The organism is Bradyrhizobium sp. 153, from assembly GCF_023073835.1.
Classification (GTDB): Bacteria; Pseudomonadota; Alphaproteobacteria; order Rhizobiales; family Xanthobacteraceae; genus Bradyrhizobium.
The window spans coordinates 1-4,217 of sequence record NZ_JADPKH010000090.1; the positions used below are offsets into that span (position 1 = coordinate 1).

3 protein-coding genes and 3 pseudogenes are annotated in these 4,217 nt (G+C 58.1%); 4 read left to right on the forward strand and 2 right to left on the reverse strand.

From position 1 onward, the window contains the following. Positions 1-175 (forward strand): IS3 family transposase (locus tag IVA91_RS24025; protein ID WP_247459310.1); only part of this gene is annotated, 175 nt, incomplete at its 5' end. Between the two features lie 187 nt (positions 176-362). Beyond that, a pseudogene (locus IVA91_RS24030) lies at positions 363-1,268 on the forward strand (IS630 family transposase). 309 nt (positions 1,269-1,577) lie between these two features. Here IVA91_RS24030 and ectB read toward each other — a convergent pair. Together ectB and IVA91_RS24040 are read right to left on the reverse strand one after the other, a co-directional pair. Continuing rightward, on the reverse strand, positions 1,578-2,879 hold the full coding sequence (gene ectB, locus IVA91_RS24035; protein ID WP_247459306.1) for a diaminobutyrate--2-oxoglutarate transaminase: 1,302 nt from the start codon (positions 2,877-2,879) through the stop codon (positions 1,578-1,580). Between the two features lie 396 nt (positions 2,880-3,275). Beyond that, a pseudogene (locus IVA91_RS24040) lies at positions 3,276-3,485 on the reverse strand (ATP-binding protein); the annotation flags it as partial. Positions 3,486-3,514: 29 nt separating this feature from the next. Here IVA91_RS24040 and IVA91_RS24045 point away from each other — a divergent pair. Then, positions 3,515-4,003: a hypothetical protein gene (locus tag IVA91_RS24045; protein ID WP_247459308.1), complete on the forward strand. Its 489-nt coding sequence runs from the start codon at positions 3,515-3,517 to the stop codon at positions 4,001-4,003. Then, positions 3,997-4,217 (forward strand): annotated as a pseudogene (locus tag IVA91_RS37205) (recombinase family protein); the annotation flags it as partial. The gene IVA91_RS24045 and the pseudogene IVA91_RS37205, both read left to right, overlap by 7 nt.

Below are 4,217 nucleotides of genomic sequence, written 5' to 3' on the forward strand. Positions count from 1 at the left end.
CTTCTTCTCGTCGCTCAAGACCGAACGGACCGCCAACAAGATCTACCGAACCAGAGACGAGGCACGAGCCGATGTGTTCGACTATATCGAAAGATTTTACAACACGATCCGCAGGCACTCGACCATCGGGTATCTCAGCCCGGTTGAGTTCGAGCGCAAGGTGGGATTAGCTTAACCTGGTGTCCATCAAACCGGCAGCAGCTCAACCGGGTCTTCTGGCGGCGAATGTCTAGGCCCGTCACACCAAAGTGGATAGCCAGCACGCGAACGCCATTACGATGTCCCACCTAGAGCATTTCCTTGCTTAGTTGAATCGGAGGGATTCCGGTTTTTGGCGGATTGTGATTCAAGATGCTGACTGGATTGGAGGCCAGCATCGCATGACCCGACCTCTTTCCCTGGATCTTCGCGAGCGTGTTGTGGCGTCGGTTTTGGCGGGCGAGAGCTGCCGATCTGTGGCGAAGCGGTTTGGTGTTGCAGTCTCGTCAGTGGTGAAGTGGTCACAGCGGCAGCGGGCGACCGGCTCGGCTGCGCCTGGCAAGATGGGCGGTCACCGTAAGCCCGTGCTTGATCCGCACCGCGCTTTCATTGTCGAGCGGATCACTCAGATGCCGCACCTGACGCTGCATGGTCTTAAGGCGGAACTGGCAGCCCGCGGGGTCAAGGTTTCGCACAACAAGGTCTGGCTGTTCCTGGGCCGGGAAGGGCTGCGGTTCAAAAAAGGAACAAGCGCGCGCCGACGCCTCTCGTAGGCGACAACGTTGGCAATCCTGGCAGGCTGGACCTGATCCGAACCGGCTCGTCTTCATCGATGAGACTTGGATCAAGACCAACATGGCCCCTTTGCGGGGCTGGGGCCCCAAAAGCGCACGCCTGCGCGGCTTCGCCCCGCACGGTCACCGGCGCACCCTCACATTTCTCGGCGCGCTCCGCCATGACCAACTCACTGCACCCTGCGTCTTCGATGGTCCGATCAACGCCGAACGCTTCTGCGCTTACCTGAAGCACATTCTCCTACCAACCCTGCGCGAAGGCGACATCGTCATTCTCGACAATCTCGGAAGCCACAAGTCGAAAGCGGTCAGGCAAATGATCCAGACTGCTGGCGCCAGGCTCTGGTACCTCCACCATACTCGCCCGACCTCAACGCGATCGAACAGGCATTCTCCAAGATCAAACACTGGATGCGGCAAGCTCAGAAGCGCACCATCGAGGACACTCGGCGCCACATCGGTCACCTCATCCAGGACATCCAGCCTCGCGAGTGACTTAACTACTTCGCCAACGCAGGTTATGCTTCCGTCAAAATGTGAAACGCTCTAAGCCGCGGTCCTGAGCGTCGCGGCCAGGCATTGGAGGTCTAAACAACGCTGATTTCTAAGCATTTCCGTCAGCCGCAGTGTCCCTGCACTTGTGAGGTCGTCCGCTAGACCAACTCTCACCGAAATGCCTGGCATCGGATCCAGCCTGAAACACCTTGCAATATGTTACTGAAAGGAAAGCCAAGGCCTGCTGGTCATCCATGTCTGCTCTTGGTAAACGGAGAATCTACAGGCGCTTGTTTGCATGCTCGAAGCTCAGTGCCATTTTTCAAGCTTCAGTGCTTCGGCCAGCGACTCCTCGAATATTTGCAGGCCTTCATGTAGAGTTTCAAGGTCGATGGTGAGTGCGGGCAAGAATTTGACGACCCGATCATCGGGGCCGCAACGTTCTACAATAAGTCCCTTTTCAAAGGCTTTGCGTGCCGTAGTCCCGGCTATTTCGGGCGTTGGGCAGTCAAGCCCCAAGGCCATGCCTCGGCCTCGTACGGCAAAATGGTTTCCATGTCGCGATGCAATCGCCTCAAGCCGGCGCTGCATCAGCTTTCCTGTTCGTTGAACGCCGTGCGAGAACGATGTTGTTCGCCAATATAAGTTTATGGCAGCGGTTGCAGAAACAAGCGCAAGATTGTTGCCTCGGAACGTACCCGTGTGTTCTCCTGGCCGCCAAACGTCAAAACCTTCTTTGATCAACAACATCGACAGTGGCAGACCATATCCACTTAACGATTTCGACAGGACCACAATATCCGGCGACAGGTCAGCGAACTCGAAGCTGAAGAACGCGCCTGTTCGGCCGCACCCCATCTGGATATCGTCGACGATAAATAGAGCGCCAACGTCTCTTGCTATGGTTTGGATTGAACGCAACCAATCCTTGCTTGCAGCATTTAGACCGCCTTCTCCCTGCACCGTTTCCACGATTATTGCAGCGGGGCTGTCTATACCACTGGACTCATCCAGCAACAGGCTTCGAAGGAAACTCGCGGTATCTACGGTCGCCCCGAAATAGCCGTCGTAGGGCATGAACGTTGTACCTGGTAAGGAAGCGTTGTTAGCTGCGCGGTAGAAGCGATTTCCGGTGGCGGCAACGGCCCCTAAACTCATGCCATGGAAACCACGCGTGAATGAGATGACGTTTTGTCGTCCCGTGACTTTGCGAGAAAGCTTCAAAGCTGCTTCAACAGCACTAGCCCCAGTTGGTCCGGTAAACTGAAATCGGTATTGTAGGTTCCGTTCACGCAGTATAACCGAGCTAAACGTCTCCATGAACTGCAGCTTTGCGGGAGTGGCCACGTCCAGGCCATGGACCACTGCGTCGGAAGCCAAATATCCCTCGATAGCGGCTTTAATTCCATGGTTGTTATGACCGTAGTTCAGCGCTCCAGCACCTGAGAGAAAGTCGATGAACTTTCGGCCATCGTCGCCCAACATAAGCGACCCACGAGCTCGACTGAAGAGGGCAGGAAACGAACGGGAGTAGGAGCGGACTTTAGATTCATATGTTTCGAGCTTCTCTAGGGCTCCTAGGGCGTGTGACTTGGTCGCTCTTTCGCCCATCTTCACCTCCGCTGATAAGACGTGCTCCGGATCGCTGGCGCGGGAACGCAGAACGAATGAGTTCTACCTGAGAGCGGCGAAAAAGAACCTACCTGCAATGGCAGTATTCTGTCGCACCCGCGTGCGTTCCTCACACTGCAAGGCGATACGCTTATTCCGAGATCGCTACTCGGCTACCAAGAGTTCCCTTACAATTCAAAGTCTGCTGGCTGGTAAGGGAATCCGACTCCCTTTGTGTTGCGACGCACGGCGAACGCAAAGGTCAGATTTGCCGCGCCGTAAGTGAGGACATCCACGCCGTGGCGTGCGCCACTTACGAAAACTGAGAGTTTATATGTCAAACGCCATCCGGAACTGCCCCCTTTGCGTCATGAAGAACTGCCCCCACCATCGCGATTATGATCTCGGTTGAAGGTTGTTTCCGCCGGTGGCGGGCCGGAGGGAGGCGGAGCCGACCGGAGGGCCGTCACCGGCGGTCAGCGTCTTGATGAGGCCGCTCTTGCGCTTGGCGCGGAGCCGATAGCTGTCGCCTCGGATCGTCAGCACGTGGCTGTGGTGCAGGAGCCGGTCGAGGATCGCGGTGGCGACCACGGGATCGCCGAACACGTCAGAGTACCCCTATTCCTGAGTGGGTCGTGTCTCACGTCACGATCACCGACCCGCATCATTTCCTGTTTGGGCACCGGCTTGAGGTGCTGAAGGAGCGGTCGGGGCGCGGTCCCGCCCACGTCGTTGTCGCGCTGCCGGACGGCCGGCCGCGGGCGGTTCGGATCGCGTCGACGAATCTTGCCGAGACGCCGATCACGCCCCACCCGAACGCCGCCGATCTGCCGCGCATCAGTGCACGTACGCTGATCCTATTGATGCAACATTTGAGCGCGAGTCTGAGCCTTCTCGACGAGAAGGTGATTCGCGATGATCCACCGACCGCTTCCAGGTCGGGTTGCGTATCGACCGCTGCCGACGTTGGCAAATCCACCCGGCCGCCCGACGGCCGACATTCCGCGCCTGTGGCCGAATCTATCGACCGCGACGCAAACCCAGATCGCTCAAATCCTCGCCACGCTGCTGCGGCGAATGCAAGCGGTTGCCGGCACGCCCGGAAGGGGACTGGGTCGTGCTGATCAGCTCGACCGTCGCTGACGAGCGGCTCACGACTGCGCACCGAGCGAGTTGGCCTATGTCTACGTGCGGCAGTCATCCGTGAACCAGGTGCGCCAGCACCAGGAGAGCACGCAGCTGCAGTACCGCCTCGTCGATCGCGCCATCGGTCTGGGCTGGCCGCCGGAGCGCGTCCAGGTCATTGACGAGGATCTGGGCAAATCCGGTGCTGGCGCT

What these genes read in the sequence shown, in the direction of transcription:
- ectB (WP_247459306.1), bottom strand. Translation starts at nt 2,879, where the DNA reads ATGGGCGAAAGAGCGACCAAGTCACACGCCCTAGGAGCCCTAGAGAAG.